Source organism: Terriglobia bacterium (genome assembly GCA_032252755.1).
Classification (GTDB): Bacteria; Acidobacteriota; Terriglobia; order Terriglobales; family Acidobacteriaceae; genus JAVUPY01.
Genome location: JAVUPY010000059.1, coordinates 122,489 through 148,872, shown reverse-complemented (window position 1 = coordinate 148,872; position 26,384 = coordinate 122,489). Strand labels below are relative to the sequence as shown.

Annotated in this window: 22 protein-coding genes and 1 tRNA gene; 17 read left to right on the top strand and 6 right to left on the bottom strand. The window is 55.8% G+C overall.

Translation table 11 applies throughout. The annotated features are described in order from the left end of the window. Nucleotides 1-331, top strand: a 331-nt coding sequence (locus ROO76_14370) for a hypothetical protein (protein MDT8069347.1), incomplete at its 5' end; no start/stop codon positions are given. 457 nt (nucleotides 332-788) lie between these two features. Here ROO76_14370 and ROO76_14365 read toward each other — a convergent pair. Then, nucleotides 789-1,001 carry a hypothetical protein gene (locus ROO76_14365; GenBank protein ID MDT8069346.1) on the bottom strand — a complete coding sequence of 71 codons (213 nt, stop codon included), beginning with the start codon at nucleotides 999-1,001 and terminating at the stop codon, nucleotides 789-791. A gap of 73 nt (nucleotides 1,002-1,074) precedes the next feature. Here ROO76_14365 and ROO76_14360 point away from each other — a divergent pair, with 73 nt between their 5' ends. Both ROO76_14360 and ROO76_14355 read left to right on the top strand, forming a co-directional pair. Further along, the gene (locus ROO76_14360) at nucleotides 1,075-1,476 is read left to right on the top strand and encodes a response regulator (GenBank protein ID MDT8069345.1); all 402 of its coding nucleotides are present in this window, start codon (nucleotides 1,075-1,077) and stop codon (nucleotides 1,474-1,476) included. Between the two features lie 1,806 nt (nucleotides 1,477-3,282). Further along, entirely contained in the window at nucleotides 3,283-4,542 is a 1,260-nt protein-coding gene (locus tag ROO76_14355) for an MgtC/SapB family protein (protein ID MDT8069344.1), read from the top strand. A gap of 35 nt (nucleotides 4,543-4,577) precedes the next feature. Here ROO76_14355 and glgC read toward each other — a convergent pair whose 3' ends face one another. Next, nucleotides 4,578-5,876, bottom strand: a complete 1,299-nt coding sequence (glgC, locus tag ROO76_14350; GenBank protein ID MDT8069343.1) for a glucose-1-phosphate adenylyltransferase — start codon at nucleotides 5,874-5,876, stop codon at nucleotides 4,578-4,580. Nucleotides 5,877-6,080: 204 nt separating this feature from the next. Here glgC and ROO76_14345 point away from each other — a divergent pair, with 204 nt between their 5' ends. Genes ROO76_14345 through pxpA form a run of 5 tightly spaced genes read left to right on the top strand, consistent with a single transcriptional unit; the run spans nucleotide 6,081 to nucleotide 12,416 of the window. After that, on the top strand, nucleotides 6,081-8,759 hold the full coding sequence (locus tag ROO76_14345; GenBank protein MDT8069342.1) for a protein kinase: 2,679 nt from the start codon (nucleotides 6,081-6,083) through the stop codon (nucleotides 8,757-8,759). A gap of 60 nt (nucleotides 8,760-8,819) precedes the next feature. Continuing rightward, complete coding sequence (gene pxpB, locus ROO76_14340) at nucleotides 8,820-9,503, top strand: 5-oxoprolinase subunit PxpB (GenBank protein ID MDT8069341.1); 684 nt, start codon at nucleotides 8,820-8,822, stop codon at nucleotides 9,501-9,503. Beyond that, nucleotides 9,500-10,426 (top strand): biotin-dependent carboxyltransferase family protein, encoded by a 927-nt coding sequence (locus ROO76_14335; protein ID MDT8069340.1) that lies wholly within the window; start codon nucleotides 9,500-9,502, stop codon nucleotides 10,424-10,426. The genes pxpB and ROO76_14335 overlap by 4 nt, the downstream gene beginning before the upstream one ends. Beyond that, nucleotides 10,423-11,646: an MFS transporter gene (locus ROO76_14330; GenBank protein MDT8069339.1), complete on the top strand. Its 1,224-nt coding sequence runs from the start codon at nucleotides 10,423-10,425 to the stop codon at nucleotides 11,644-11,646. Before ROO76_14335 ends, ROO76_14330 begins: the two co-directional genes overlap by 4 nt. Then, nucleotides 11,643-12,416, top strand: a complete 774-nt coding sequence (pxpA, locus tag ROO76_14325; protein ID MDT8069338.1) for a 5-oxoprolinase subunit PxpA — start codon at nucleotides 11,643-11,645, stop codon at nucleotides 12,414-12,416. Before ROO76_14330 ends, pxpA begins: the two co-directional genes overlap by 4 nt. Nucleotides 12,417-12,510: 94 nt before the next feature. On the opposite strand, the gene ROO76_14320 is transcribed toward pxpA, so the two are convergent. Beyond that, complete coding sequence (locus ROO76_14320) at nucleotides 12,511-12,717, bottom strand: zinc ribbon domain-containing protein (protein MDT8069337.1); 207 nt, start codon at nucleotides 12,715-12,717, stop codon at nucleotides 12,511-12,513. A 105-nt stretch (nucleotides 12,718-12,822) separates the two neighbouring features. Between ROO76_14320 and ROO76_14315 the strand changes: the two genes are divergently transcribed. From ROO76_14315 to ROO76_14295, 5 genes are all read left to right on the top strand, one after another. Beyond that, nucleotides 12,823-13,788 carry an alpha/beta fold hydrolase gene (locus ROO76_14315; protein MDT8069336.1) on the top strand — a complete coding sequence of 322 codons (966 nt, stop codon included), beginning with the start codon at nucleotides 12,823-12,825 and terminating at the stop codon, nucleotides 13,786-13,788. Beyond that, on the top strand, nucleotides 13,724-14,434 hold the full coding sequence (locus ROO76_14310) for a hypothetical protein (protein ID MDT8069335.1): 711 nt from the start codon (nucleotides 13,724-13,726) through the stop codon (nucleotides 14,432-14,434). Before ROO76_14315 ends, ROO76_14310 begins: the two co-directional genes overlap by 65 nt. Nucleotides 14,435-14,489: 55 nt before the next feature. After that, nucleotides 14,490-14,566, top strand: a tRNA-Arg gene (locus ROO76_14305). Nucleotides 14,567-15,778: 1,212 nt separating this feature from the next. Then, nucleotides 15,779-17,113 carry a class I SAM-dependent methyltransferase gene (locus ROO76_14300; protein ID MDT8069334.1) on the top strand — a complete coding sequence of 445 codons (1,335 nt, stop codon included), beginning with the start codon at nucleotides 15,779-15,781 and terminating at the stop codon, nucleotides 17,111-17,113. Continuing rightward, on the top strand, nucleotides 17,110-18,684 hold the full coding sequence (locus ROO76_14295; GenBank protein ID MDT8069333.1) for a sulfatase-like hydrolase/transferase: 1,575 nt from the start codon (nucleotides 17,110-17,112) through the stop codon (nucleotides 18,682-18,684). Before ROO76_14300 ends, ROO76_14295 begins: the two co-directional genes overlap by 4 nt. A gap of 231 nt (nucleotides 18,685-18,915) precedes the next feature. Here ROO76_14295 and ROO76_14290 read toward each other — a convergent pair whose 3' ends face one another. The 3 genes from ROO76_14290 to treS are packed head-to-tail and all read right to left on the bottom strand — an operon-like array spanning nucleotide 18,916 to nucleotide 22,549. Continuing rightward, nucleotides 18,916-19,620, bottom strand: a complete 705-nt coding sequence (locus ROO76_14290) for a hypothetical protein (GenBank protein ID MDT8069332.1) — start codon at nucleotides 19,618-19,620, stop codon at nucleotides 18,916-18,918. Beyond that, on the bottom strand, nucleotides 19,617-20,891 hold the full coding sequence (locus tag ROO76_14285) for a hypothetical protein (GenBank protein MDT8069331.1): 1,275 nt from the start codon (nucleotides 20,889-20,891) through the stop codon (nucleotides 19,617-19,619). Before ROO76_14285 ends, ROO76_14290 begins: the two co-directional genes overlap by 4 nt. A 26-nt stretch (nucleotides 20,892-20,917) precedes the next feature. Then, nucleotides 20,918-22,549 carry a maltose alpha-D-glucosyltransferase gene (treS, locus tag ROO76_14280; GenBank protein MDT8069330.1) on the bottom strand — a complete coding sequence of 544 codons (1,632 nt, stop codon included), beginning with the start codon at nucleotides 22,547-22,549 and terminating at the stop codon, nucleotides 20,918-20,920. 134 nt (nucleotides 22,550-22,683) lie between these two features. On the opposite strand from treS, the gene ROO76_14275 reads away from it, so the two are divergent. The 4 genes from ROO76_14275 (at nucleotide 22,684) to ROO76_14260 (ending at nucleotide 26,383) form a co-directional block, all read left to right on the top strand. Further along, nucleotides 22,684-23,244 carry a hypothetical protein gene (locus ROO76_14275; GenBank protein ID MDT8069329.1) on the top strand — a complete coding sequence of 187 codons (561 nt, stop codon included), beginning with the start codon at nucleotides 22,684-22,686 and terminating at the stop codon, nucleotides 23,242-23,244. A gap of 582 nt (nucleotides 23,245-23,826) precedes the next feature. After that, entirely contained in the window at nucleotides 23,827-24,279 is a 453-nt protein-coding gene (locus tag ROO76_14270) for a ribonuclease HI family protein (protein ID MDT8069328.1), read from the top strand. An 80-nt stretch (nucleotides 24,280-24,359) separates the two neighbouring features. Beyond that, on the top strand, nucleotides 24,360-25,040 hold the full coding sequence (locus ROO76_14265) for an STAS domain-containing protein (GenBank protein MDT8069327.1): 681 nt from the start codon (nucleotides 24,360-24,362) through the stop codon (nucleotides 25,038-25,040). Nucleotides 25,041-25,171: 131 nt separating this feature from the next. Then, complete coding sequence (locus tag ROO76_14260; GenBank protein ID MDT8069326.1) at nucleotides 25,172-26,383, top strand: 6-phosphofructokinase; 1,212 nt, start codon at nucleotides 25,172-25,174, stop codon at nucleotides 26,381-26,383. The last annotated feature ends 1 nt before the right edge of the window (nucleotide 26,384 follow it).

The window sequence follows — 26,384 nt, the reverse complement described above, 5'->3', positions numbered from 1 at the left end:
TGCGCTCACGGCGTTGCCCGCCGTGCTGGACATCATAAATATCGATTCCAACCGAATTGCGCGTGGGGTCAACCGCGCCAAGGACATACGCAAGGCTGCCGGAGGCAGTCAGTTTGGTCGAAAAATCCTGAGCACCGGTGTGAGGAGTAGCGTCAATAGCTGCAACCGAAGCGCGTTCAGTTTAGACGTCACTCATTGTCTGCTTAAGCCAGAACCTGGGTATCGCGTGGCTGAAACATGTCATCTCGTCCTTCCCATTTTGGGAGTAGGACTGGTTTCCGACGGACTTTTTCCCATCAAGCTATTCGGTGATATAGTTCGGGAAACTTGAGGCGGCGCGCATGACCACGAAGCCTACACTCCCATTCGGCGATGATTTTTCCTATCGCAAGAACCGAGATGGCACCTTCGATTCCATTTGCCTGCAGTGCTTCGCCACGGTCGGGACCGGGAGCTCTATCGAAGAATTAACTGGCCGGGAATTCCTTCACACACTTGAATGCTCACAGATGAACTGGTTGAAGATGAAAAAGGGTCCCAAGTCGGTGCGGACGGCTGGATAGGTGACAATTTCGCTTGCTCGGCGACGCGACAGAGGCGCAGTGTTGCGCATTGTAAGCAAAATCCCAATTTGGCACCTGGATTGAGAGAAGGCGCTATTCCTACTGGCGAGAGCGCCTATCTCACATGCAAGAAAAAGCCCCGCGAGAACGTTCGATACGCCATAAAGCGCAAGCGAAGACGCGGAGCTTAAAAGGCCCAACTTCTGTCCCCAACTTCTGTCCCCACTAGTTTGGAGTAACTGAATATGCCGCGGGGATGCCTGAACCGTTGACATTCGATGAAAACGGTATTCGGTAATTGCCCAAAATGTCGCCGCGGTCGATCCGAACGCTCTTAGCCTCAGGACGCCCTTCGAAGACATAGCGCAATTCATAGAGACCATCGGGAGCATTCACCAGTTCAGCGGGTTCGACACGCATCACCCCGCGGTCGTTCACTATCATTTGCGGGCAGCAGTATTCCTGATTTGTGCATCAACATAGTAAGTTTGGCTCTCTCCGTCGCCGCGCTATGCCAAAGACTCGTCCCTTCGTCCTCGTAGTAGACGATGAGCATCTCATCGCCGATACGTTGGTTCTCGTCCTGAAGCAGCACGGATTCGATGCGGTTGCTTGCTACTCGCTCGACGATGCCCTCACCATCCTGAATACCTTTCGTCCCGACTTCTTAGTGAGCGACGTGGTGCTGAACGCGGGCACCGGCCTTGACATCGCTATTGCCACCCGCCAGCTTGTACCAAGCTGTCAGGTGATCCTGATTTCGGGAAACGTCGCTACTGCTGACCTATTGGAGCAAGCGGCTCAGTCAGGCTATAGCTTCACCTGCTTGGCGAAGCCTATACACCCACAAGAATTGCTGGCTCAGATGAGCGCTCCTGCTCCTGAGAAGCCACGACAATTTCCCACTGCGTAAGCACGGCCGATGGCAGCCTGAGTTTCTGGCTCCATCTATTCTTTACCGGGGGTCGGGGCCATGAACGATGAACTAGGTTCCCCGTTCAAGCCGGCGTTCGAGCTCTCCTGCGGGTGCTTTTCAGTGTGGCCAATAAGGCCATCGTGTTGCCCAAATATACCTGCTCGTATTGTGTCGCTTGAATCTTAAGCCGCTGGTAGGTGCGCCAGTGCATCCCCGTCGGCTTTTCTGGGAAAGGTAGGGTAATGTTGGGAGAACCACCCAACTTCATTCGGATCTCTTGCGACCGATACAACCTTCGCTTCATTCGGGATTGTTGCTGACTGGGATACGAGAGCTGGTGGCAGCGTCGGCAGGCGAGAGTCGCACCCGCGTAGAGGATCGCCACGCGGCGTCCACAGCTTCTTATTGGACAGAGAAACCACGCGCGTGCTCCGCCATAATTGCAGGGCGTCCAGTTAAGTCGCACCACAAATTGTTCGGCCAACCATCCCCGTTCAAAACGATAGCGATCGTAGCACAAAGAAGCATAATCGGTTTCAATACGCACCTTAGCTCTTGCAGCCGCTACGCCACCCCATCCCCAAAGCGAAAACGAGTGACCCGCAACAAGCCTTCCTTTCCTCTGCCATTCCCGTATATCTAACTGGAGAAAATCAGAGGTCGTTGGCTCGCTGTGCCGACGTCTGCCGCTGCCGTACCCGCCCATCCAAACCTCCCAATTATTTGTCGAAATCATCAGTCAAAATAAACCGCGAGTCATGCTGCAGTCGGCGAACCGATTTTGTCGGTTTAGCCAATAACGACGGCTTCAGAAACAATTCTGAAATCATCGCCTCTCTCTATTTCCGGTGACGGCCAGGATGAAGCTCACAGCCGCACTCGACGCACACGAACCTATGGCGATGTCCGTAGACCTCTCGCGCAGCTTTCCGCTTCGCGTCGTCTGAGCAAGAGTCGGAACAATACTTGGCGCGTCCAGTCGGAAGCGGGCCGGAACAGTTTGCACATGCAGGGCCGTCCGCCTGGACCAGGTGAGCAGTTTCCGGCGGTTCCGAAGCTGGCGAATCCGAGGCGCCCTCCTGCAAGCTCCAATGGGTGGGTGCAACGGGGATTCGCCCATACTTGATTATGAACTGCGCCCGAAGGGCTTGGTTGGATAGTACCTCAGGTGGGGCGGCCATAGTCCGTCTGTTATTCCCTCGCATTCGCCCTCCAGTCTGCAGTAAAGGATCGCCGTTGGCTGTCAATCTATGTTTGAGCCTTGCCTCACGCTCATTCAGCTCTCTGGTTCGGGTTGCGCGGGGGTTGCGGATTTTCCCGCGTTTTGCCGCAACCTGCAGGACGTAAGTCATTAAGTTCTTCAGAGTCAGATTGAACTTTGGGACTCTGGATCAGCATAACGGGATTCGGTGCCCGCAACTGCTCCAGTTCAGATCCTTGAGGAATGGAAAGTGTAGAGGAGCGCTCGTCCAATGCCCATAATTCGCGGCAATCGCACTGGGCAGTGCGGAGGGACAGACTCCGGCGAGCTCTCAGTCCAGTTGGGCACAACTTGGGCACAAAACCATGCGTTAAATGAGCTGATAATCGGAAGTAATCAGAGGTAACTGCCGCAGAATCAGTGAGGGTCCGGATGGTGTCGTGGGTTCGAATCCCACCACCCACCCCAAACTCTCCAAATTGGCGGGCGTTTCTCTTTTTACCCTGATACTCTTGTCCGATAAATACAGGCACCTTCCTGTTTTTCACGACGTGTTCATCAGACGCCGGCCTTGAGACCGGTGCTGCTTGGAGGCATCGCTGATGAATCTTTACGAGGGTTTGCAGTCGGAAGCCGTGAAGATCGTTCTGGTTCTCTTCTTGTCTTTCCTGATCGGGCTGGAACGAGAAGAACACAAGGCGTCAGCGAAGTATTACGGCTTCGGAGGCGTGCGGACCTTCCCTCTCATTGGACTGATCGGCTACTCGGTTGCGCTGCTGTCGGGAACACAGCTGGTTCCATTGACGCTCGGGTTTTTGGTCGTCGGCAGTTTCCTGTTGTTGTCGTACTGGCACAAGCTTTCCACTTCCGAAGTTGCCGGCGTCACTTCCGAAATGTCCGGCCTGGCGACATTCCTGGTAGGTGCCCTGGTCTACTATGGGCACTTCTGGATTGCGACTGCCTTGAGTGTGGCAAGTCTATTACTGCTGGAACTCAAGGAAGTGCTGGAGAAACTGGCCACCCGTATTCCGGCCGAAGAGATCTTCACGTTCGCTAAATTCCTCTTGCTCACGGCGGTGGCTTTGCCCATTTTGCCCAGGCAAGAATTCACCCAGTTTCACATCAATCCATTCAAAACCTGGCTTGTAGTCGTCGCCGTCAGCACGATTTCCTATGGCAGCTATGTCCTGCAGAGGTTAACGAAGGAACGCGGAGGGGTGGTGCTGACCGCCTTCCTTGGGGGAGCATACTCGTCCACGGTTACGACAATTGTCATGGCACGAAGAGCGGCACGCGAGCATCGCCCGCACCTCTTCTCCGGCGGCATTCTGATCGCTTCTGGCGTCATGTATCTACGGCTTATCGCCCTGATCGCGATTTTCAATCGCCGGCTTGTGGCAACGCTCACACCAGCATTCCTGGCTCTTGCGGCGGTAGCGATCGCGACAGGGTGGTTATGGTCGCGCAGAACGGAGCCAGACGGGTCCGAGATAAAGCGCGAGTTCGAACCAAAGAACCCTCTCGAAATCCTGGCAGCGTTTGCCTTCGCTCTTTTGTTCTTGGGTATGCTTGTGGCAACTCAGTTGGCGGTCACCTATCTTGGAAAAGCCGGGGTTAATACCCTTGCGGCTATCATGGGGCTTACGGATGTCGATCCGTTCATCATGGGAATGACGCAAGCCGCAGGTACACTCACCCCTTTGAAAATTGCTGCGATTGCGGTTCTCATCGCTGCTGCCAGCAATAACTTGATCAAAGGTATTTACGCTTACAAATTGGCGGACAGGAAGACGGGCATTCGGAGCCTTGCTTTATTGGCAGGACTCGCAGTTCTCGGGCTCGTTCCATTGCTGTGGCTGTGACTTCGTGCCTGCAAGAGGATGAGTTTCGCCGCCCTTCAGGCGATCATCGCCGCCATCGGCACCGGGCTGTACTCCCGTCCAATCACGACTATGCCCGAATCGGTGACGTGCCATCCGCGCGCGCGATCGGCATCCAGGTCGTACCCAACCGTCGCGCCCTGCGGAATGCGGACATTCTTATCGAGGATGGCGCGTCGTAGCCTGGCGTCCCGGCCAATGTCGCAGTTATCCATAATGACGCAACCTTCCACCAGCGCGCCCGTGTGCACGCGCACAGCGCGTCCAAGCACGGACTTCCGGATGATGCCCCCGGAGATAATGCATCCGCCGGAGACGATGCTGTCGAGGGCTTCTCCGCGCCGGTTCTCTTCGTCAAACACGAACTTGGCTGGAGGATCGGGGTAGCTGGTGCTGCGCACCGGCCATTGCCGGTTGTAGAGATTGAGTTCCGGCTTGACGTCGTTTAGGTCCATGTTTGCTTCGTAGTAGGCTTCGATCGTTCCAACATCGCGCCAATACGGAACGGAATCTTCGGTATCTCCGGGAATGCGGCTCGTCTCGAAGTTGTAAGCGTAGATCGGCGCCTTCCCGGCAATTTTAGGAAGGATGTCCCTTCCGAAATCGTGTTGACTCGCCGCGTCCTTTGCATCAGCCTCCAACAACTCCAGCAAAGTCCGCGTAGAGAAGATGTAGTTTCCCATCGAGGCGTAGACGCGTTTAGAGTCGCCGGGCATAGTGGGAGCGTCGTGCTTCTTTTCGTGAAACGCCACAATACGCCCTTCGTTGTTTACCGCAATCACGCCAAATTGGGATGCCTGATCTTTCGGAACAGGGATAGCCGCAACCGTAACTTCGGCGCATTTTGTGCGATGAAAATCGACCATGCTCGCGATATTCATCCGGTAGATATGGTCGGCACCGAAGATTGCCACATAGTCCGGATCGGACTGTTCGATGAGATTTATGTTCTGGTAAATCGCGTCAGCGGTCCCCTGGTACCAGGACTCGGTCTCCGAGCGCATCTGGGCCGGGACATTGGTAATGAATTGAGTTTTGAGCATGCCGCCAAACTGCCAGCCCTCGCTGAGATGCTGCAGCAGCGACTGGCTGCGGAATTGCGTCAGCACGTAGATGGAGTGGATACCGGAGTTTACGAGGTTACTGAGAACAAAATCGACGATTCGGTACTTCCCGCCGAATGGGACCGCAGGTTTGGCGCGTTCCCGCGTGAGCGGAAACAAGCGCGTTCCTTTACCGCCAGCGAGTACGATGCCTAGAACTCGGGGATGAAAGCTTTCTTGCACCGACGACGTGGACTGTTGTTCGCGGATCATATTCTCAGGTTCTCACCCTCCCAAACGATTCTGCGCCGGGACGGCTTGGCGCTTTAAAGTCCGCGCGTTGGCGGGCTCATATTTAGCCGAACAGCTTACCACCAACGCCCTACTGGGGGCTTAAGTTCCGTGCTGACATCCGTGAGCACGGGCTGTCCCCGCAATGGTACAATCCCCAACCAACTCGCGGGGAACTCACAAAATATGATTGGGACAACGATTTCCCATTACCGCATTCTGGAAAAACTGGGCGGCGGCGGAATGGGAGTGGTGTACAAGGCCGAAGACACCTCCCTTGGGCGGTTTGTAGCCCTCAAATTCCTTCCGGATGAGGTTTCGAACGATGCCGCAGCGCTGGAGCGTTTCAAGCGCGAGGCGCGTGCCGCCTCCGCGTTGAACCATCCGAACATCTGCACTGTGTACGAAATCGGCGAGGACCAGGGGAAGCGTTTCATCGCCATGGAGTATATGGAAGGGCGCACGCTGAAGCACGCGATCCAGGGGCGACCGATGGAGTTGGAGCAACTGCTTGAACTCGCGACCGAGATTGCCGATGCGCTGGATGCCGCGCATACGAAAGGAATTATCCATCGCGATATCAAGCCGGCAAATATTTTCGTCACCGACCGCGGCCACGCCAAGGTGCTCGATTTCGGATTGGCGAAGGTTGGGCAGGCCCGCGGAGCGGCGACACACGACGGAATGACCGTGACCGGAGAAGAAGATCATAACCTGACCAGCCCGGGGACAGCGGTGGGTACGGTTGCGTATATGTCTCCGGAGCAGGTGCGGGGAAAGGAACTGGATGCGCGGACCGATCTGTTCTCGTTCGGAGCGGTGCTGTATGAGATGGCTACCGGCGCGCTCCCGTTTCGCGGCGATACCTCCGGCGTGATCTTCGACGGCATTCTCAATCGCGAACCCACGGATGCGGTTCGATTGAATCCGGTAGTGCCAGTTAAGTTGGAAGAGATCATCAAGAAGGCACTGGAAAAGGATCGCGACCTCCGCTTCCAGAGCGCGGCGGAGATGCGGGCGGATTTGAAGCGCCTCAAGCGCGATACAAGTTCGGGTCGCAATGTGCTGCCTTCCGATGCTGTTCGTGTCGCGGATTCGGGGTCGATCAAATCACAATCCTCTTCTGCAGTGGCGGTCCCGGCGAAGTCCAGCGCCAAGTGGATGTGGATGGGGATTGCCGCCGTTGTTTTAGCAGCGGCTGGATTTGCTGTTTACAAGTACATGAATCGAGGGCCGGTCTTCAGCCTGCAGAACATGAAACTGACGCAGGTTACCGATAGCGGAAAGGCCGCTGCGGTAACAGTCTCGCCCGATGGCCGATACATTGTTTACGCGCTGCGCGATGGAGAAAACGAGAGCCTTTGGGTCCGGCAGGTTGCGACCGGAAGCGACGTACAACTCTTGCCGCCCGACATCGTGACTTACCATGATTTATCGATGTCTCCGGACGGCAACTATGTGTACTTCTCGCGATCGGACAAAACGACGGTCAATTACAACTATCTCTACATGCTGCCGGTTCTTGGAGGAACCCCCAGGTTGTTGCTGAAGGATGTAGATACGGCGCCGTCGTTTTCTCCGGACGGGAAAAAGTTTGCGTTCATGCGGGGCGACCCGCTACACGCGCAGACGTTATTCCTGACCGCTAACGCGGATGGGACGGGGGAAACGCTGCTGGCAAAAGAACCGGCCATCGTGAATAGCCCGAATCCGCCTTCCTGGTCGCCGGATGGAAAATGGATCGCGGTCTCAGTCCAGGCGATCACGGGGACAAATCAGACTGCGAACAAGGTTCAGCTTGTTTCGACCGCAGACGGTTCTATCCACGACCTTTACACTGCGCCAATATTCGGCGGGGCGGTTCGCTGGTTCAAGGACCAGAGCGGCCTGCTGTTCGCTCAAGTAGATAGGGATATAGGCAGGTGGCAGCTCTATTTCATTTCGTACCCCGATGGCAAGGCAATGCGGTTCACGAATGATCTGAGTTCCTATGCCCCGGACAGTCTGAGCGTCACCGCGGACGGACGCTCGGTGGCCGCCATTCAGCAGACCTCCCAACGCAGTCTTTGGATGGCTTCCGCAAACGACTTAGCGGGAGCGCAACAGATAGGGGATGCAAACCAGTATCTGAGGGGTCTTAGATGGACAAATGACGGCCGGTTGGTAGCAAGCTCCGACCACTCTGGGATTATCAGCTTCGACAAGAACGGGACGATGACGAACCTGGTCAGCGGTGGAGATCCGGCACTGTGGCCAGCGCCGTGCCGGAATATCAACCAGGTCCTGTTCAGCAGGGTTAAGAACGGTAAATCGACCATCTATCGGATGGACTCGGACGGCGGCAACGTCCGGGAAATTGGCCCGGAAGCAGTGGTCGGTTGCTCGCCCGATGGCTCGTCGTACCTGTACCTTGATAACGACTCGAAGTTGTTCATAGCGCCGACAGCAGGTGGCCAAGGCAAGTTTCTGGCAAAAACATCGGGCCCGCGAGACGAGTTCTCCCCGGACGGCAGACAGGTTTTCTACACCTACCAGGAGGAAACGAAAAACGGAGTGTACTCCGATTTCGTGGCAGTCATCAGCGCCGTGGGCGGGCCAAAGCAGTTTTCGTTTCAACTGCCGTCTGGAATCGGCGCGATCCACTGGTCTCCGGACGGGAAAGCCATCCAGTACTCGATTACCCGTGAGCGCGCCGGAAACATCTGGGAGCAGCCTCTGACCGGCGGTCCGCCTCGCCAGGTCACTCATTTCCCGCCGGGAATGAATATCAATGGTTTCTCCTGGTCCAACGACGGCAAACAACTCGCACTGATTCGCGGAACGACAACCAGCAACGTCGTGATGCTCAGCGATTTTCGCCAGTAGCAGGGCGGAGTTTCGGAGGAGACTTGTGGCGCAGGTCTCAAGTAGTATCAAGGCGCCCACATGGAAATCGAAACCGCCAGCGATAGTACGCTGCTCGTGCGTTTTGGGGAGAGCGCTTCTGACTCTTCCTTTCGCGCTGTCACCTCTCTCTTTCGCTCATTGCGAGCCGCCGGCGATCCGCGTGTGCGGAATATTCACCCCGCATATGCTTCTGTCCTGATCGACTTTGATCCGCTCCAGATCAGCCATGAAGAGATTCGGAAACTCGTAGCAGACTCGATTCGCCACGAAGGGGAGATCAGCGATCCGCTCAAGATAGTGCAAGTTCCTGTCTGCTACGAAACCGAATTTGGAATCGATACCGCTTTTGTCGCCGAGCATAGTGACCTCTCCCAGGAAGATGTAGTGCGAATGCACCATTCGGCAGCGTACGTTGTTTGCTTTATCGGATTCAGTCCGGGATTCGCGTATCTTGGCGGCCTGCCCCATGAACTTGAATGCCCGCGATTGGAGTCGCCGAGGAAACACGTCGCGGCCGGTTCAGTAGGAATCGCCGGCTCGCAAACTGGCATTTATCCCGTCGATTCTCCCGGCGGGTGGCGCATCATTGGGCGAACCCCGTTGCGAATGTTCGATCCTCTCGCAGACCCGCCGACACAGCTGCAGCCTGGGGATGCTGTGCGGTTTGTGCCGATCGATCGAGCCGAGTTCGAGAAACTTGCCAAATCCGAGAGCGGCAAATGAGCGTCGTGGAGATTGAGGTTCTCAATCCGGGCATTCAGTCCACCATCCAGGACCTGGGCCGATTCGGATTCGCGCATTTGGGGATATCTTCGGCGGGAGCAGCGGATGCGCTGTCACTCCGGATTGGGAATCGCCTCGTTGGAAATGACGATAACGCGGCGGCGATCGAGATGACCCTCGTCGGCGCAAGTCTGCGTTTTCTCCATGCCTGCACGATCGCGCTGACTGGAGCCGAAATCACGGCTGGAGTTGTGCCGATGTTCGAGCCCGTGCAGGTCGATGCCGGTTTCGTGCTGGAGTGTGGCCCACTTCGGGGCGGGGCACGGACTTACCTGGCCGTGAACGGCGGCATCGCGGTGCCGAAAATCCTGGGCAGCGCTTCTACCCACTTGGGAGCGGGATTCGGCGGATTACAGGGGCGAGCCTTGAAACGAGGTGACGTACTTGAAGTCGAAAACAAGGGCGGCGCGACACGTCCGGCAAGCTCGGCTCTATTACGCAAAATCTCGCAGCAGCGGAGAACGATTCACGTCACGAAGGGACCGCAACTGCGATTGTTCGCTGAAGACACACTGGAGCGCCTTTGCTCATCCGAGTATGTGGTTACTGAGCAATCGAACCGACTCGGGTTGCGGCTGGCCGGGCCTGCGGTTGAGCCTGCAGCGCGCGGCGAACTTCTTACCGAAGGGGTTTCGCTGGGAGCGATCCAGATCCCGCCAAATGGACAGCCCATCGTGCTATTTGTGGATCAGCAGACAACCGGGGGATATCCGAAGCTCGCGAACGTAATCGCCGCAGACATGCATTGTATCGGGCAATTACGGCCGCGCGATATTGTACGCTTCGAACGTGTTTCGATTGACGAAGCGATCCAATTTCTCCGGCAACAAGAGTATCGTCTTGCGGAGGCGTTCCGAGAATGAACACTGCCGCATGGTATCGAACGGCCACACCGCGCCAATGGAAGGTCCTGGCGGCGGCGGTGTTCGGCTGGATGCTCGACGGCATGGATGTCATGTTGTATTCGTTCGCCCTCACGCGTATTCAGCATGAGTTCGGCTTCAGCTCAGCCGTTGCCGGCGGAGTCGCCTCAGTAACATTGCTTTCTTCCGCCTTCGGTGGAGTAGCTTTCGGATACGTGGCGGACAGGTTCGGACGAACGAAAGCGCTCGGCATTTCGATACTTGCGTATTCGGCATTCACGGCAGCGACAGCTACGTCGCACAGCCTGGCGGAATTGATTGTCTGGCGATTGCTGGTGGGCCTTGGGTTGGGCGGAGAATGGGCTGCCGGAGCGGCCCTGGTCGCGGAAGAGTGGCCAGCGGAGCATCGTGGAAAAGCCATCGGTATCGTTCAATCGGGCTGGGCGTTAGGATACATTGCGGCGGCACTGCTGGCGGCCGCTATTATTCCAACGCACGGTTGGCGGTTGCTCTTTGTTGTCGGCGTCGCACCGGCCCTGCTTTCGGCATGGGTTTGGCGCAGCGTCCCCGAACCGGAGGTGTGGCGCACCGCAGTCCAGAAATCGCAGCCGTCAATCAAGATCATCTTCACCTCTCCGCTGCTGCGTACGACCGTGGTTGCGATCGCGGTTTGCAGTTCGCTGATGTTCGCCTACTGGGGGCTGTTTACGTGGGTTCCGGCGTATCTTGCATCTCCACGCGCAAGCGGCGGAGCGGGGATGTCCATTGTGCAATCCGCGTCGTGGATTGTTCCATTGCAGATCGGCGCATTCTTCGGGTACACCAGTTTTGGATTTTTGGCCGACCGCTTCGGAAGACGGCCAACGTTCGTCATATTCGTGCTCTCTGCCGCCGCTTGTGTACCAGTGTATGGACTATTCGGGAAGTCGCCCGAGGTCCTGCTGCTGACTGGACCGCTGCTCGGATTCTTCGGACACGGATATTTCAGCGTCTTTGGGGCGATGCTGGCGGAATTGTTCCCGTCGGGCGTCCGTGCCACGGCGCAAGGATTGTGTTACAACGCAGGCCGCGGAATCAGCGCGCTCGCACCGTTTACCATCGGATTCATTGCCGATCGAAGCGGGATTGGAATGGCACTGGCGTCCACTTCTGTGTTTTATGTGATTGGAGCAGTGATGATCTACCTGCTACCGGAAACCAAGGGACGAGAGCTGAAATGACGGAAGTCAGGATCGACCTGAACGCGGATCTCGGTGAGTCTCCGGCCGCGTATGAAGTTGATGCTGAACTGATGCGGTTCATTACTTCCGCGAATATTGCCTGCGGCGGCCACGCAGGAGACGTGAAAAGCGTCGCGCGGACGGTAGAGCTTGCCCGGACGTACAGGGTGGCGGTCGGAGCGCACCCGAGCTTTCCTGATCGTGCCAATTTTGGGCGGGTCGCAATGACGATCGAGGCCGCCGAACTACAACGCTCGCTCGAGGAGCAAATCAGTCTGATCGCGGAAATTGCCGCGCGGTTCGGGTCGCCGGTGGCGCACGTGAAACCGCATGGTGCGCTCTATCATTCCGCGAGCGCGGATCCGGTGGTTGCGCAGGCAATTGCGCGAGCCGTCCAGAAAATCACTCCATCCGCGATAATTGTCGCGCAGTACGGCTCTCCCGCCGCGGACTTCTATCGCGAGGTCGGCCTTCTGGCAGCGACCGAGGCCTTCGCCGACCGAGCCTACGAGCCCAATGGAGCTTTGCATAGCCGTTCGCTTCCGGGAGCCCTTCTCGACGAAGGTCGTGCGGTGGAGCAGGCGCTGGGCATCGTACTCAAGCAGCGCGTCGTCGCGTCGGATGGCAGCGCATTGACTATCCGTGCGGATACTCTCTGCTTCCATTCCGATACCCCGAACGCCGCAGCGATCGCAGGACGAGTTCGACAAGCGCTGGAGATTGCAGGAGTTCGAATCGCGCCGCTTTCCGCCCTGAAAGCCAACGGGTGAATCTCACGCCACAGAAATAGACGCAAGCAATTAAAAACGCGCCCGCAAAGGCGCGTTTTGCTGTAACGGGCTCACGGCCCGTCTAGTTGAAACCTCAAGTTCCTCCGGAACTGCCGCAGGACCCGGCGGGCGCGCCGCAGGGCGTCGCACTCGAACTGCTTCCGGCTCTAACCGCGAACGAGGAGAGCTGCTGTTCGAGCTTTTTGCTGTGGCAGGAAGGGCACTCCGGTTTACGCGAGCCGATCACGATCGCCTCGAAGCGCTTACCGCAATTCTCACATTTGTATTCAAAAATCGGCATACTGGTTTTCGGCGGCACTCGTCGCCGCTAGAATAAATGCAATCGCAGCAATAGCTGTTACATTGATTATAGATGCGCCCGGCAAGCCCAGAATCTCACCCGTTTGTGCCACGCCGCGGCCTGGGCGGCGGCCACCTGCAGACGCTCGCGGGCAACTTTCTGAAGCGCAAGAATCATCTTCCTGAACCCGAAGAGCGGCTGTTCCATGTTGAGCCTGAAGTTCAAGTACTCTGCGATTGTCACTGGCAGCGGGGTCGCTCACGAACCCTCACTTTGATGATCGTGCATGGCCTGGAAGGGTCCAGCGATTCCCAGTACGTGGTCGGCACCGGAAGCAAGGCTTGGGAGCGCGGGTGGAACGTCATCCGGATGAACATTCGCAATTGTGGTGGAACCGAAGGCCTGACGCCGACGCTTTATCACTCCGGCCTCTCCGGCGATATTCGCGCCGTGATCGACGCGCTTCTGAAACAGGACGGATTGCCGCACATCGCACTCGCCGGCTTTTCCATGGGTGGGAACCAGGTGCTGAAATGCGTCGGCGAGTGGGGAAGAGAAGCGCCGTCTCAAATGGTCGCCGCTTGTGCCGTCTCACCCGCATGTGATCTTGCCCTCTCGGCGGACGCGCTGCATCGAGGGCAGAACCGGATCTACGAATGGTGGTTCCTCGCAGGTCTGTTCAAACGGTTCCGACGGAAAGCGGAGATGTTTCCCGGCCGATTCGATCCGGCCCTGCTGAAAGGCGTTCGCAGCATTCGCGACTTCGATGAACGAATCACCGCGAAGTACATGGGTTTTCTGGGCGCAGAGGATTACTACACGAAGGCCAGCTCGTCGCGAGTCCTGGACAAGATCGCCACCCCGACCCTCGTGATTCACGCAGTTGACGATCCATTTGTAGTTATCAGTGACGGGACCGCGGCCAAGCTTCGCTCGAATCCCAACATAACTTACGTCGAATCTGCGCACGGCGGACACTGCGCGTTTCTCGCCGCGGCTGACGGTTATGACGGCCGCTGGGCGGAACGGCAGATCGTCGACTTCTGCGCCAAACAACTGCCGTCGCGCTGACCTCGACTTCCTGGTCGGCGAATGGCATCATCGGTTCACTCTCATGGATGCCGATTACAGCGTCGAACTCGGAGCGAACGACGATGTACTCGATTTTCCGTGGTCGGCTCCCGAGCACAACCTGCGCTACTACAACCTGAAGAACCAGCCCGATCTCCTTCTCTATATCTCGGAAGCGAGTGAATATCAGGAACTGGGGCGATATCTCGCGGCTGTGAATTCGCCGGCATCAGCACTGCTCACCGCCAAATGCGACGTCTGGACGGACGAGGAGTTAGGCGAAGCTGAGGCCATCTACGACGCAAACACTAAGCTCGCATGCTACGTCGATCATCTTTTTGCCAGCGACTCTGAAACTACCGAAGATGCGCGATTCAACTTTGAGCGGCATGAACGCTTTGCGCAACGGGTGGTCGAACTCCTTTCCCGCGTGCCGCCAATCACGGCGGCAATAGAAGTGATCATCCGCCGCTGCTACTACCGTCCGGACGACAGCGAGGAGCGAACCGGCTACTACATGACGATCTATGTCTCAGGTTACGGCAGCGATGTTACCGATGCGCGCCAACGCTGGGCCATTGCGCTGGATCTGCTGCAAAACGTGCTTCTGCAGTTGTCGGCCGAGGTTCGCCGCAAAGCCCTTTGAAAAGCCAACAGTGCCGGGCGAAAACTCCGGTAAAATAGTGGTGCCCTCCAAGTGCGGGAGCGTAGCTCAGGTGGATAGAGCATCTGCCTTCTAAGCAGAGGGTCGCAGGTTCGAGTCCTGCCGCTCCTGCCATTTACTCTTTCTTGTTCAACTACTTAGGCGGAATGGCTGAATCGCGTCTATTCCTTCACTTGGGTAGTGTGCCCAGTTTTGTGCCCACTCAGCAATCTTAGCGACTCCGGAGTGCGGACTCGGTCGCCGAATAGAGGCGCATCTTTTCGCAGTCGATCCTCAAACCCGGAGGCAACAACCACCGTCGCCACTGTCGCGGGCGAGGCTTCTACGTAGTCAAGGCTTCTCCAACATCCGAGATCATGCCTGAATTTCGTCAGCAATACGCGCGCGCGAGGTCGAGTTCCGCCTTTGCCAGACATCACCTAACCCCACTCGCTGCTAACAGCGAGAATAACAGCGAGGATCGATCCCTGAGAACAGGCCAGATAACAAGGGAAAAACGCAAGTTGATTTCGCCCGAAATCGAGCGTTTTTCAAAACGTCTTCTGGGGCAAATCACTGATAAATTCCCAGTTTTGAGAGCAATACGCGCGCGCGCGAGGCTTTGTCCAAGCGAAAATCAAGGGAAATCAAATCTACCAAACGTCTGTTTGGAAACTTCGATTTTGGGGAAATGAAAATCTGATTAGGGCACGGTGCGCTGGGACTAGCATTCTTTGACAAGCCACATTATCGAGGTTCGAAATCTGTAGCGACGTGTTGGGAACTTCATCCCGCTGTCGTATCCATTCGCTGAAAACCCGTTCTCCACCCCCACCTATTACAGTGACCCGTGATTTTCGTCACATTATGTCGCCGCTTGGCAGGAGTAACGTGAATGAACTCTTTGCCGTGCACAGGGTTGCGCCGCTAGAGCCTCGCTCCCCCGAACGCGAGATGAGCCGACTTAGGCTCCTGATCGAAAAATAGAACGCTAGGCCGTGTGAAAGTACACACCCGGAGAGTTTTTTCTCCGTGGATTGCCGTTTCCGGACAAGCCAGCTCATTGAGGGCAGGAAGGTTGTCTATGGGATACAACGTTTCACTTGTTGTTGCTGCTTTTTATACAGATCCGGGTTCAGGATTCCTGATTCTCCAGTTGATTTCATCCGCGATTGTGGGAGGCGGTTTCTTCTTCCGGAAGCGGCTTGCGGCGTTTCTGCGCTGGTTTCAGAGGGATAAGCAGGCATGATCTCGGATGTTCCTGCGGGTTTGGCATCCTTTCGCGATCCGTCCGGAAGCGTTGTTCAGACTGACGGCCGAGTTTTTAGGATTGTTCGACCCGGCGGATTGCCGAATCTCGATGCATTCTTTAATTCGCCTGCCGCAATTCGGTCCATAACTGATGGATCGATCATCCGAACTTGGCGGGCCATCCCGACCTTCCCCGCCGCAGTCGATGAGATTCTGGCGGAATCAGACCCAACCAATTGCGCAGTTCTGGAGCACGAACGCATCCCGTTCCAGAGTTTCCCGTACGAGTGGTCGCCAGAGATGCTGTACGAAGCAGGTTTGCTGACACTCGCCCTTTGCGATCAGCTTCTCGATGAGGGTAGGGGGCTCAAAGACGCCACGCCATACAACATACTTTTCCGCGGAACGAAGCCGGTATTGGTCGATGTGCTCTCAGTTGAAGCTCGTGACCCTTCTGACCCCGTGTGGCTGCCCTACGCGCAGTTTATGACAAGTTTCATCTTGCCCCTGCTCGCCTATCGGAAGTTCGGTCTGCCCTTGGATCAGGCTTTCTTATCCAGAAGGGACGGACTGAAGCCTGAAGACCTGTACAAGTTTTGCGACGCAGGAAGAAAGCTCGATCCTTCCATTCTCTTCAACGTCGTTCTTCCCACTTGGCTTGGTCGGGTTTCACGACTCAACAGTGATGGACTGTACCGAAAAAGATCGAATCCAGATTCCCACCGTGCTCGCTTCATGCTTCGGGGACTCTTCGCGAGCCTCCGTAGGAAGTTGAAGGCCGTTTCGCCACCGGAGGACTCCGGCAGTAATTGGACTAATTACGAGAATCAAAACAGCTATTCACGAGAAGAAATGGAGCGAAAGCAAGCGTTCGTGAGCACGGTGCTCCAACGATTTTGGCCCAGCATGGTTCTGGATGTCGGATGTAATACCGGGGTTTTCAGCCGATTGGCAGCCCGGCAGGGTGCTACCGTGGTCGCAATTGACAGCGATCCCGTTGTTGTTGGGCGAGCGTTCACAAAGGCAAAACGCGAAGCCCTCGATGTATTACCTCTCGTTGTGGACATCTCGCGACCTACCCCGGCAGTGGGTTGGAACAACGCAGAGTGTTCGTCGTTTCTAGCTCGGGGCACCGAGCGCTTCGATCTCGTTCTAATGCTTGCCGTTGTTCATCACTTGATCGTGACTGAGAGAATCCCTCTCATTAACATCGCAGCGCTGGTCGCGCAGCTTACAAACGAGTTCGCTCTGATTGAATACATTGCCCCTTGTGATCCTATGTTTAGGAAGTTGGTCAGAGGAAGAGATGCACTATATGCACACGTCACCGAGCAACTGTTCCGGAGTACGTTTCAGGAGCAGTTCTCCATTCTCGATGGTATTCCTCTGAGCCAGACGCGCAGCTTATACCTGTTGAGAAAGAAAAAATGAAAAGGGATTTTCTGTTGTGTTTGTCATTCTCGAATCTGGTCTTCTTGAATGCTTGGGATAGAGTTCTGTGGGCAGGGGCTGGCTATTATCGACAGAACGTCGCAAAGGACATCCTGCTAGTGGCCTGCTGCGTGGTGCTGTTTACTATCGTCAGTTGGCTCCTTTTGCTGGTCGTAAGACGAAGCAAAAACGCTAGAGTTTTGAACATTGCGAGGTTTGGATTCTTCTGTTTTGCGGCATTGTGGCTTCTCCCGTATGTCTTCCGCGCATTCTCAGCACTGCCACCACTCGGTAAACTCACTTTGGGTATTTGCTTGGCAGTCTTGCCTCTCCTGTGGAAACGCATCCCTTTATCTCGATTCGCTGCGAGCCTTCTCCTGTGCTCCTCTCTATTCGTGCTGGTCACATTCGCTGAAGCAACCTGGTTTGTCAGCCAATCCGCAAAACCACAGTCTCAGATCAAACCTGATGTGGTCCGCAACTCCGGAAAGTCGCGCGTGCTCTGGATCGTCTTCGATGAACTCGACGAAGATATTGCGTTTGACAATCGGCCCAAGTCGCTTCACCTTCCTGAATTTGATGCCCTACAGGCGCATTCATGGGCGGCTTCACGTGCCTATCCGCCCGCGAATCTCACTGAGTTGTCGATTCCCGCGCTTCTGACGGGCAAGATTATTGAGAATACAAAACCCTTGAACGACCACGAACTGTCACTTCAGTTGGGCGACAGCCACGTCTGGATTCAATGGAGCAAGGCCCCCAGTATTGTGTCGGATGCGAGGAACCTGGGGTTTCGTACTTCCTTGATTGGTTGGTACCACCCATACTGCGATGTTCTTGGAAGTGAGCTTGATTATTGCTTTCAAGTGAAATCCGCCGCCTTTTTTGGCAGCCTTGTCCGCCAGTCGTTCGCCGGTACTACGGCGTCAGTGCTCCGCAGGGTATTTCCGATACTTGGTTCGCTGGGGACTCCAGACCCCGAAGATCGCAGGTGCCGCCGAGATCACCTGAGGGAGTACATGGAAATCGAGAATGCCGCAATCGCTGCGGTAAGCAGATTCCAGGACGGACTGCTGATCATCCATATCCCTGCTCCTCATCCGACCGCCATTTTTGACCGAGATCTTGGACAGTATCGGACGGAAGGGAAGCGGAGTTATTTGGACAACCTGGCGCTTGCAGACATGGCGCTTGGTGAGATTAGAAAACAAATGGAAGTGCGGGATACATGGGGCGACACGACTGTCATTGTCACATCAGATCATTGGTGGCGCGTAAGGGCCTGGGCAAAGGGGGCACTTTGGACGGAGGAAGAAAGAGTTTTCGACCAGAAGAGGGATCATCGCGTTCCATTCCTAGTCAAGTTGGCGGGTCAGAAAACCCAGATCAACTACGATAGGCCAGTAAGCACCATCCTAATTCGGGATTTGATTAGATCGGTTCTAACTGGTGAGACTGAATCAGCGGAAGCCCTCTCCGCTAAGGTGAACTCGTTAACGACGGAAACACCCCGGACAATTTATCGGGACTACGAAACTCAGAGAGTGACGGTTTTACGTGCGGGCGATTAGGACGACGCGGGGTTATCTGGCGCACAGATTGTGCCCAGTGGCAGGTTGTTAGTGTTTGTATCCGGCCTCCATCCCTGCCCGGAAAGCTGCATAAATACTGCTCTTTCCAAACTCGCACAAATCGCGCTAAGTCATTGATTCTTCGTACGGCAATTCCTTCTAAACAGAGGGTCACAGGTTCGAGTCCTGTCGCTCCTGCCATTTACTTCCCCCCGGCTGGTCTGACGAAATTTATAGCGGTGAGGGCTCCCTCTCATTTTCGTGTTCGCCGTCGACGGCGAACATTCTCTCGAGCGCTCGGTGCGCCAGATCTCGCCCTGCGAGACCAAAGGCGAGAGCCAGTCCAAACATTAGTGCGCCAAAGAGGATACAGAACGCGGCAATAATGGTTTGCTCCGCGAGTCCCAATTGCTCAAAGGCCATCGCGACAGAGAGTGCCACGATAATGAGACGTATCGAGCCGCTGATCAGACGTGGCGACGGTGCACCGCTGTTCACCGCGGCGAGCAGCGCCGCCCTTGAGAAGAAACTCGCGGCGACCAGCCCGAAGAATATGATCAGGATTGCCACAAGCACGCGCGGCAGATAAAGAAAAATGCGCCCGATCTCGTCCTGAAGCCCGAGAATATCCAGCGCATTGATGCCGAGGAGAATGAAGCCAATCCATGCGATCCAGAAAACGAATCCGCTCAACAACTCGCTGGAAGAAGGCAGGGCGGCCTTGCTCAACAGGCTCGCGGTCCCGGCGTTTTCCGAAAGTTTTTCAAAGCGGAGGATGCGCAACACCGCACGCAGGATGAGCTTGAGGAGGTACGCAATGACGAAACCTGCGACGATAACAATGAGCATCACGATGAATCGCGGCACGAAGCGGGCAAATCCTCTTGTCAACTGGTCCCACATCTGGCTGAGTTCGTGGAGAATCATTTCCTTCATGGCGTGCCTCCGTCTTTGTTGTTCCACAGCTGCAACAGGTACGGCTTGTTTTGCTCGAATGCTGCGCAGATTGCTTCGACCCGCGCCTCTATTTCCGGCGCTGAAGCCTGGCGATTGCTAACTAGAAATTCGTATATTTTCCCTCGATATAACGGGGCCAAGGCTTGGATTATGTGGTCCCGGCTGATAACGCTCTTGTGATATGAGACCGCGAATTCATAAATGATTCTTGCCCAGAGGTCGTCAGGAAAATGAAAGAGTTCTTTCGATTGATTTGCGCAAGCGGTCAACTCAGCCAGAGTTCGTGGAGAGAGAACGGAACTGAGAATCTCGTGAAGATCGTGCACGCCGGACCTGAACATAGCGAACATCCGGTGAGGGTTGATACGCGTCGGCTCGGTGGTGATTTCGAGCGCGCCACTCTCAATCGGCACCGCTTCCGAGCCATTAATGGCCGTCCATGCCGTTGAGTTCGCGTCGAGAAAAGAAAACAAGGTCCCTACAGTTTGTCGCAAAGCCGGAACCAGATCGGTCGTGCTGCGGCCGTCTTCTTTGGCGCCAAGAAAGACTTCGCACGGGCGAAAACCATTCATCACAGCGGAAAGGACAAGCAACAGTTCTGCGCCGCTCTCTTCGTCCGTGGTCCGCGGGAATTTCTCATTCAGCAGTAGTTCCTCGCCGACCCTACAGGAGAATCCGAAATCGGTGCAGTAGGGCTCATGAATCTTCTTGCCGCAAACTGCGCTCACCATGGGATACAGCAGAAGCCGCAACAGTAGTCCATCGAACTTATGGCGCCGATACAGCGGCAGCGCGAGATCGAAATTCTTCCTGTAAATGGGTGCGAGAAGCCGTCCGATCCATTCGGGCGTGACGTTTTCTGACGGCGCGATAACGGCACAAGCGCGTGCTCGCAGCAGGTCTGCCGTGGCCAGAAGCAGGTGCGAGAATGATGGGGCGTCTGCTCCCCCACCACACTCGGCGGTTAGCGCGTGGAACGTGCGAAGAGACTGCAGCTTAGTGCCGGCGAATGTCGCGCTGGATGCTTCCATCGCCAGCTTCATGCTGCCATCCCGTGAGCCCGTGTCGGCAAGAAGAAGTACGGCGCGTTCGCGAGGAAAGATATTCAACAACCCAAGCCGCACCGCCTGCACCGCGTTGCCAATGGTCGCGGCACGGTTTTGTGTGGGCACGGCAACGAGTAGATCCACCTCACCCACATCAATGAGCTGCCGGAGAAACTCGTCCGAAAGCACGCTCTCCTCGGCCAACAGAATTCCCCCTTACGAATGAGTCGTTAAATCTTCCTCATGCGGAACCAGAAGAACTGATGCGGTCCCAGGGTGAGCAGGTAGTTCGAATCGCCGATGCGAGGAAATATGTTCCTTCCGAACATCTCGATCAGCACGTGACCTTTGTATTTCCGCAAATCAAGTTCCACGGCTTGAGCAGCGCTGGAGAGATTATTCACCACCAGCACCTTCTCATTTCCCAACTGGCGCACATATGCCAGTACACGATGATTTGCCGGCTGCAAAAACTCGATGGATCCAGTTCCAAATACCCGTGTTGACTTTCGAACCTGGATCAACCGTTTCATCCATGCCAGCAACGAGTGCTCGGACCGCTGTTGGGCGGTCACGTTAATCGACTGATACCCGAAAACCGGATTCAGAATCAGCGGGGAGTATAAATTCTCCGGATCCGCTGTAGAGAATCCAGCGTTCCAGCCCCCGCTCCACTGCATCGGTGTACGAACGCCATTTCTGTCGCCCAGGAAGACGTTATCACCCATCCCGATCTCATCCCCATAGTAAATAATCGGCGTTCCGGGCAGCGACATCAACATGCCATTCATCAACTCGATCTTCTTACGATCGTTGTCGAGTAGTGGTGCGAGCCGTCGCCGAATCCCAAGGTTCAGCCGCATTGTCTTGTCGCTCGCGTACACGTCATACATGTAGTCGCGCTCGAGGTCGGTCACCATCTCCAGCGTAAGTTCATCGTGGTTTCGCAGGAAAAGGCACCACTGGGCGGTCGTGGGAATTTCGGGTGTCTGTTCGAGAATCTCGACAATGGGCTTGCGGTCTTCCAGTTTCAGGCCCATGAACATGCGGGGCATCAGCGGGAAGTGGAAGGCCATATGAAACTCGTCTTCGTTACCGAAGTAGGGCCGCAAATCGGCAGGCCACTGGTTGGCCTCGGCCAGCAACATTCGCCCGGGATACTCCGCATCCAGCTGAGCCCGCAGTTCCCGGATCACTTGATGTGTCTCAGGAAGGTTCTCGCAATTGGTGCCTTCGCGCTCGACGAGATAAGGCACGGCGTCCAACCGGAACCCGTCGACCCCCATATCCAGCCAGAACTTCATTACGTTCCACATCTCTTGGCGGACGGCCGGATTGTCGTAGTTGAGGTCGGGCTGGTGGCTGAAGAAGCGATGCCAGTAATACGCCTTTGAGAGCGGGTCCCATGCCCAGTTCGACATTTCCGTGTCGAGAAAGATAATGCGGGTGTCACGATACGGCGTGTCGGTGTCGCTCCAGACGTACCAGTCGCGCTTGGCATTGTCACGCGAACTGCGCGATTCCCGGAACCACGGATGCTGGTCGGACGTGTGGTTCAGTACGAACTCGATAATGACGCGCAAATCCCGCCTGTGCGCGGCCTCAAGGAATATTTTGAAGTCGTTCAGGCTGCCGTAACTCTCGTGTACGGAGTAGTAATCGGAAATGTCGTATCCGTCATCGCGCAGCGGCGAGGGGAAGAACGGCATCAGCCAGATCGCCGTTACCCCCAGGTTTCGAAGGTAGTCCAGTTTTTCCGTGAGTCCCGCAAAATCACCGATACCATTCCCACTGGCGTCATAAAACGTGCGCACGTGGACCTGATAAATGATTGCCTGCTTGTACCAGGGATCTGCGGTCATCATGTTCAGGAGTTGATACTCTTCAAAGATAAGGCTAACCGATTATAGTAACTGAAAACACGGCGCGGGCTGTCTGAGCGCTGCGAAATGGGCCGAGTGCAAAAAGCCTTGAGCAACTAAGGAGCCCCTTCTGAATGGAGACTCCCGAGAGATGGTGGGAATGGCTGGATTGTCGGTGGAAATCTCTATCGACCGTCGCACTTGTGGGCTGGGTGCTCTTCTACATCTTATTTCTGGCGTATGCTGCCATGAATCGCAGCGGCTTCCTCTTTATCGATAATGCGAACCTGGTCGTCCATGAGGGTGGCCACCTGCTCTTCGGGTGGTTCGGCCCGACGCTGGGTTTGTGGGGCGGCACCATCCTGCAGTGGCTTGTTCCATTCCTGCTAGCGGCCTGGTTTTTTACCCAGCGACAAATCTCGGGATTCTGTTTCTGCTTGTTCATATTCTTTGAGAATTTCCTCTATACCGCGACGTATATGGCCGACGCCCGCGCCCAGGCGCTTTCGCTTGTCAGCGTGGGAGAGAGCGACAACCCACATGACTGGTTCAATATCTTCAGCAGTCTGGGCGTACTACAGCACGATACGCAAATTGCCGCAGCAGTGCGGTTGCTCGGATGGCTCGGAATGCTCTGTACTGTTGCATGGCTCGTGTGGCGAGGTAGAAAAATCGGACAAGATGAGGGTATCTGACTCGCTGACGCTACTTCGGAAAATGGCGAGAGTTCTGGGTTCCAGCAACCACAAAACTGTAAATGGGAAAACCTGGGAAAACGGAAAAGACTGCGACATTGGTTATGCTCCAACCGCCGACTCCTGCGAGGGAGTTCGCGATCCGGATACATGCACCGTCGCAGTCCTTGATGCAACCACCGCTTCCGCGGTCTCTGACCCCGACCGCCTCTCGCAAGGTTGGTCGGTTTTTTCGGGTCCGAGTGCTTTGCGAGTCGCCTCGCCTAGCGGGTCACTCAGCCTACTTCGGATCGGCAAAGTTTTATTTAAGCCAACCCTTTCGGCCATCGATGGACGTCATCCTAACCGCGCAAGAGAAAATGTCAATGCCGAATATTAGTGCAAATGTAACAATCGCTGTGGATTTCTGCCGACTCGTAACTGGCAGATAAAGAAGCAGTTGCATGGAAAACCGAAGCAGTTGCCCAGTTTTACACATTTTCTTCCACATAATCAGGAACTCGACTTCTTCCGCTTCTGTGTACCACATCAATGTCTTGACGCATCAACGTAGTTGAAGCATTGTGTAACTTACGAAGCAAAATGTCTGAATTGGTGGCCTACGTCGACGGCGGTTCCCATGGCAATCCTGGGCCGTCCGGCATTGGAGTGGTAATCCAGGATTCCTTTGGTACCAAGTTCGGCGTCTCGAGGTGGATCGGTCACCACGACAACAATGTGGCCGAGTACGTCGCCCTCCTCGAAGCCCTGCAGATCGCGCTGACCATGAACGCCAAGGCGCTGCGCGTCTACTCCGATTCCGAAGTCGTCGTTCACCAGATGAACGGGGTGTACACCTGCCAGAGTCCACGCCTTTACTCCCTCAACTGGACGTGCAAGAAACTGGCGAAATCCCTGGATTTCTCGATCATGAGAATCCCTCGGCACGAAAATGTCGAGGCGAACCACTTGGCCAATCGTGCTGCTCGCATGATGGGCCCAAAACGGAAGAAGAATCGCAGGCGAAGTGAGCTTCGCGAAATCCCCGCTCTGTGATAGCATTCCGTCCCTGTTCATAAGCTTCCTCATAATCCAGGTCCACTCCAGCACTGATTCGAATTTTCAGGAGGAGAACTTTGTCCCTCGCGATTCAATGCCGTCGTGTCGGGTATGTCACCGTGGTGGATTGTGCCGGAAAGCTGATTGCCGGCGAGAATGCAGCCTCGCTGCACGATCAGGTGCGGCGCTGCATCGACAGCCATATCAGCGTGGTCGTCAACCTGGGAGCAGTTACCTTTATTGACAGCAGCGGACTGGGATTGCTGGTTCGACTCGTTACCACAACGCGAAATTCTCCGTCAGGTCTGCGCTTCTGCGGCGCGAACGACCAGGTCCACAGGATCCTGGAATTGACCAATCTCCGGGGCGTCCTGAGGGTTCATGATACCGAGCAAGAGGCAATCGAAGCCTTGGAAAGAAAAGAGTCGGGCCAATTCAGCTCCGGCGTTGGTGCCAGCGTTCTCTGCCTCGACCGTTCGATGGATCTGCTTGCCTTTTTTAGGGGAGCGCTCGACAAGGCTGGCTTCGAAACTCACTCTGCCTGCAATGTGCCGGACGCGCTGCTCCTTCTGAGGACGCTCCGCCCGAACGCGATTGTCGCTGGTCCCGAGTTTGCCACAAAGGTCGGAGGCGTTGCCGCCGAACTGAAAGTCCCTGTCATCCCTTTTAACGAGGACTTCTCGGCCCTCGATGCGGGCGATGCAACGGCCTCACTCCTGGAGCAACTCAAGGCACGGCTGGTCAAAGGAAATGCCTGATCCAGGTCGTCCGCAAGTTCTCCTAATATCGTCATTACTCATCGCCTTCGTCGCGAAAACTGCGCGACGGAACCGCCTCTCCATTGTTATTCTTTTGTGTTAAGCACTCATACTTCAAAGGACTGTGCAACATGGCGAATAGCAAGAAGGGTGTCATTGGCATTCTTACCGGTGGCGGCGATGTACCGGGATTGAACCCGGCAATTCGTTCGGTGACGTTCCGGGCTCTGCGCGAAGGCTACCAGGTTATCGGTTTGAAACGCGGCTGGGCGGGCCTCATCGACATCGTCCGCGACAAGGATTACGACAACAGCAACAACTTCCAGGTTCTCACCGAAGAAGTCGTGAACCGTGCCGGACGTACCGGCGGTACGTTCCTTCACACTTCGCGCACCAACCCCAGTAAGGTAAAGAAAGACTCGGTTCCTGCGCACTTGCAGGACAGGTACACCGCCGACAAGAATGACCTCACGCCGGAAGCACTCAAGAACCTCGACTGGCTCGGCATCGACTACCTGATCCCTATCGGCGGCGACGACACGCTCAGCTACGGCGTGCGCCTCTTCCAGGAAGGGTTCAAAGTCGTCGCTATCCCCAAGACAATGGACAACGATGTCCCGGGCACCGATTACTGCATCGGCTTCAGCACCTGCGTGACGCGGACCATCCAGATGGCTAACAGCCTTCGAACATCGGCCGGGTCGCACGAGCGCTTCCTGGTGCTGGAAGTTTTTGGTCGATACGCCGGCTACACGGCGATGCTGCCCACGATGGCCGGCGCCGCCAACCGGTGCGTCATTCCTGAGCACAAGTTCGACATTGAGCGCCTGACCGAACTCATGTGTGCGGATCGCCAGAAAAACCCCAGCCGCTACTCCGTCGTGCTGGTCTCAGAGGGCGCGATGTTCGAAGGCGGAGAGATGATTTTTGAGAACGAAACCACGGACGCCTTCGGTCACAAGAAACTCGGCGGCATCGGCGATCTCGTAGCTGAGAAGCTGAAAGAACTCTCGCCGAAGTACAACCACGGCAAGACCATCGAGTGCATCACCCAGAAACTCGGCTACCTGGTGCGTGGTGGCGACCCCGACGCAATCGACTCCATCGTTCCCATGGCCTACGGCAACCTGGCTCTCGACCTCGTGCTCAGCAACATGCATGGCCGCCTGGTAGTGCTGAAGAACGGCCGCTATGACAACATTCCAGTCGATACCGTCACCGCCACAAAGAAGTTGGTGAACGTGAAGGAGCATTACAACACCGAGCGTCTGCGGCCCTTCTACAAGAGCTTCGAGATGAAGCCACTCTTTATCATGACCAGCGAACAAGGATTGCCCGTATAGA